Raw genomic sequence first — 4,152 nt, 5'->3', positions numbered from 1 at the left:
CGGCATGGCCAATCCGGCCCAGGTGCGGCGGCTGTTCAAGCGCCTCTTCGCGGAGATCGGCGCCAGGGCCGGCGCGGCCCACATGCACAACACGCGCGGCCTCGGGCTCGCGAACTGCCTGGCGGCCTGGGACGTCGGCGTGCGCACCTTCGACAGCTCGCTCGGCGGCCTGGGCGGCTGCCCCTACGCGCCCGGCGCATCGGGCAACGTCGTCACCGAGGACCTGGTGTTCATGTTCGAGGCCATGGGCGTGCGCACCGGCGTCGATCTGGCCAGGCTGTTGGCGGCTCGTGCGCCGCTGGCCGAGGGCCTGCCCGGCGAACCGCTCTACGGCATGACGCCCGAAGCGGGCCTGCCCCGGGGCTTCGTGCAGGAGGCCGCGCATGGCTGACACCCCGCTGCCCTACGAAGGCATTCGCGTCGTCGAGTTCACCCACATGGTGATGGGCCCGACCTGCGGCATGGTGCTGGCGGACCTCGGCGCCGAAGTGATCAAGGTGGAGCCGCCACAGGGCGACAACACGCGTCGCCTGCTCGGCTCCGGCGCCGGCTTCTTCCCGCTCTTCAACCGCAACAAGAAGAGCATCGCGCTGGACCTGCAGAGCGTGGAAGGCCGCGAAGCGGCGCTGAAGCTGATCGCCACCGCCGACATCGTGAGCGAGAACTTCAAGCCCGGCACCATGAAGAAGCTGGGCCTCGACTACGAAACGCTCTCGAAGCTCGATCCGCGCATCATCTTCGTCAGCCACAAGGGCTTCCTGCCCGGTCCCTACGACCACCGCACGGCGCTCGACGAAGTGGTGCAGATGATGGGCGGGCTGGCCTACATGACGGGGCGGCCGGGCGATCCGCTGCGCGCCGGCACCAGCGTCAACGACATCATGGGCGGCATGTTCGGTGCCATCGGCGCGATGGCGGCGCTGGCGCAGCGCGAGAAGACCGGCCGCGGCCAGGAGGTGCAGAGCGCCCTGTTCGAGAACAACGTCTTCCTGGTCGCCCAGCACATGATGCAGTTCGCCGTCACGGGCAAGCCCGCCGCGCCGATGCCGGGGCGCATCTCGGCCTGGGCCGTCTACGACGTGTTCACGGTGAAGGACGGCGAGCAGATCTTCCTCGCCGCGGTCAGCGACAGCCAGTGGAAGGTCTTCTGCGAAGCCTTCGGCTACGCCGACCTGTTTGCCGACGAGCGCCTGAAGACCAACAACGACCGCGTCCGCGCCCGCGAGTGGCTGATCCCGGTGCTGCGCGAGCGCCTGGCCTCGCACGGCGCGGCGGAACTGAGCGAAGTCTTCGAGCGCAACGGCCTGCCCTTCGCGCCGATCACCAAGCCGCAGGACCTGTTCGACGATCCGCACCTCAATGCCACCGGGGGGCTGGCGCCGCTGGAGCTGCCGGACGGCCGCGCGACCAGGGTGCCTCTGCTGCCCTTCACCGTGGACGGCCACCGCCCCGGCGTGCGGCTGCAGCCGCCGAAATTCAACGAGCATGGCCCGGATCTGCTGCGCGAACTGGGTTACAGCGAGGAGCAGATCGCCCGGCTCAGTCGCGCGAATGACGCAATCGGCTAGGTCGATGGCGGAATTCGTGACTTGCAACGCGATAATCCGCGTTGCATGGACAAGCTCAAGCAGCTCGAATCCTTTGTTTCCGTCGCCACCCGCGGCAGCCTCACGGCGGCCGCGCGGGCCGAAGGCGTGGCGCCGGCCATCATGGGCCGCCGCCTCGACGCGCTGGAGGAGCGCCTGGGCGTGAAGCTGCTGGTGCGCACCACGCGCCGCATCACTCTCACCCACGAAGGCAGCGCCTTCCTCGAGGACTGCCAGCGCCTGCTGGCCGACCTGGCCAACGCCGAAGCGAGCGTCAGCGCCGGCGGCGTGAAGGCCAGCGGCCACCTGCGCATCACGGCGCCGGCCGGTTTCGGCCGCCGCCACGTGGCGCCGCTGGTGCCGCGCTTTCGCGAGCTGCACAACGACGTGACGATCTCGCTGAACCTGAGCGACCGGGTGGTCGACGTGGCCGGCGAGGGCTTCGACTGCGCGGTGCGCGTGGGCGACTTCCCCGATTCCTCGCTGGTGAGCGTGCGGCTGGCGGACAACCGGCGGCTGTGCGTGGCGACGCCCGAGTACCTGCGCCGCCACGGCACGCCCGAGCATCCGAGCGACCTGATGCGCTTCGACTGCCTCACGCTCTCCAGCGACGCCTCGCAGACGCGCGGCTGGGCCTTCGTGGTGCCGGGGCGCAACGGCGAGGGCGAGCTGCTGCACATCAAGCCACAGGGGCCGCTCGACTGCTCCGACGGCCAGGTGCTGCACGACTGGTGCGCGCAGGGCTACGGCATCGCCTGGCGCAGCACCTGGGAGGTGGAGCAGGAGATCGCGCAAGGGCGGCTGGCCGAAGTGCTGGCGCCCTTCGCGGCCCCGCCCAACGGCATCTACGCGGTCTTCCCGCAGCGCAAGCACCTGCCCCTGCGGGTGCGGCTGTGGATCGACTTCCTCAAGCACCACTACGCCCAGCCCCGGTTCTGGATGGCGGGCCCGCAGCCATGATCCTCGAATCCATCCTCGCCTTCCTTCACCTGTCCGCGATCTTCGCGCTGATCGTGTTCTCCACCAGCGAGGCCGCGCTGTGCCGCGCCGAATGGATGAATGAGCAGATCGTCCAGCGCCTGGTGCGGGTGGACCGCATCTACTGGATCGCCCTGATCGCGATCGTGCTCACGGGGCTGGCGCGCGTGATCTGGGGCATCAAGGGCTCCGGCTGGTACTGGACCAACTGGCTGCTGCACCTGAAGATCACGGCGACGGTGGTCGTGATCGCGCTGTCCCTGCGGCCGACGCTGCGCTTCCGGCGCTGGCTGGCCGACCACCGCGCCGGCGGCGCGCTGCCCGCCGAGGCCGAGATCACGCAGGTGCGGCGCATGGTGATGGTCAACACCCACATCGTGCCGCTGATCCCGCTGGCGGCGGTGTTCCTGGCGCGGGGGTTCGGCGGCACGTGACTTTCAGGGGCTCGCAATGGGCGCAGTGCGGGAGCGGGCAGGTTTAACGCAAAAGCCGCAAAAGGAAGACCAAAGCCGCAGAAGAAATCCTTCCGGAGGAAGTGCTTCCAAGATGTTTTTGCGGCTTTTGCGTACTTTCGCGGCTTTTGCGTTAAACCTGCTTGATCCCGCACCGCCCCGCGGGATGCCCAAGATGTGAGGCGAGGCGGTTACACCCCCCTCGTAAAATCCCTCGATGCTCCAAGCGAAACAAGATCTGCTCGCCGCGCTGGCGGCCGGGCTCGAACAGCTGTCGCCGGGTGCGGGCGAGAAGGCGGCGTTCGAGAGCCCCAAGGTCGCCGCCCACGGCGACCTCGCCTGCACGGCCGCGATGCAGCTCGCCAAGCCGCTCAAGCGCAACCCGCGCCAGCTGGCCGAAAGCCTGCGCGAGGCGCTCCTCGCCACCTCCGCCTTCCAGCAATGGGTCGACGCCGTCGAGATCGCCGGCCCCGGCTTCCTCAACATCCGCCTCAAGCCCGCCGCCAAGCAGCAGGTGGTGCGCGAGGTGCTGGCCGCCGCCGGCGGGTTCGGCCAGCAGCCTCTGCACGGGCGCCGCATCCTGGTCGAATTCGTCTCGGCCAACCCCACCGGCCCGCTGCACGTGGGCCACGGCCGCCAGGCGGCGCTGGGCGACGCGATCTGCAACCTCTACGCCACCCAGGGCTGGAACGTCCACCGCGAGTTCTATTACAACGACGCCGGCGTGCAGATCCAGACGCTCGCCACCAGCGTGCAGTTGCGCGCCCGCGGGCTGAAGCCGGGCGACGCCGGCTGGCCCGAGAGCGCCTACAACGGCGACTACATCCAGGACATCGCCGACGACTTCCTGGCGAAGAAGACCGTGAAGTCCGACGACCGTGAATACACCGCCAGCGGTGACGTGGAGGACCTGGACGGCATCCGCCAGTTCGCCGTGGCCTACCTGCGCCACGAGCAGGACCTGGACCTGCAGGCCTTCGCGGTGCGCTTCGACCAGTACTACCTCGAGTCCAGCCTCTACACCAGCGGCAAGGTCGACACCGTGGTGCAGCGCCTGCGCGACAACGGCAAGACCTACGAGCACGAAGGCGCGCTGTGGCTCAAGTCGACCGAGTACGGCGACGACAAGGACCGCG

The 4,152-nt window shown here is 69.2% G+C and carries 4 protein-coding genes and 1 pseudogene; all 5 read left to right on the top strand.

What is annotated here, in order from left to right; all coding sequences use genetic code 11:
• Positions 1 to 391, top strand: a pseudogene (locus tag VFM98_RS17665) (hydroxymethylglutaryl-CoA lyase); the annotation flags it as partial.
• The gene (locus VFM98_RS17660; RefSeq protein ID WP_325111214.1) at positions 384 to 1,568 is read left to right on the top strand and encodes a CaiB/BaiF CoA-transferase family protein; all 1,185 of its coding nucleotides are present in this window, start codon (positions 384 to 386) and stop codon (positions 1,566 to 1,568) included. The pseudogene VFM98_RS17665 and the gene VFM98_RS17660, both read left to right, overlap by 8 nt.
• A 45-nt stretch (positions 1,569 to 1,613) precedes the next feature.
• Complete coding sequence (locus VFM98_RS17655) at positions 1,614 to 2,546, top strand: LysR family transcriptional regulator (protein WP_325111213.1); 933 nt, start codon at positions 1,614 to 1,616, stop codon at positions 2,544 to 2,546.
• Positions 2,543 to 2,998 carry a DUF2214 family protein gene (locus VFM98_RS17650; protein WP_325111212.1) on the top strand — a complete coding sequence of 152 codons (456 nt, stop codon included), beginning with the start codon at positions 2,543 to 2,545 and terminating at the stop codon, positions 2,996 to 2,998. Before VFM98_RS17655 ends, VFM98_RS17650 begins: the two co-directional genes overlap by 4 nt.
• 235 nt (positions 2,999 to 3,233) lie before the next feature.
• The coding region (gene argS, locus VFM98_RS17645; protein WP_325111211.1) for an arginine--tRNA ligase at positions 3,234 to 4,152 on the top strand (919 nt) is incomplete at its 3' end.

The organism is Ramlibacter sp. (assembly GCF_035706265.1).
GTDB lineage: Bacteria > Pseudomonadota > Gammaproteobacteria > Burkholderiales > Burkholderiaceae_C > Ramlibacter.
Note: the sequence above shows the minus strand (reverse complement) of the source record. Positions and strands in the feature narration are given on the sequence as shown.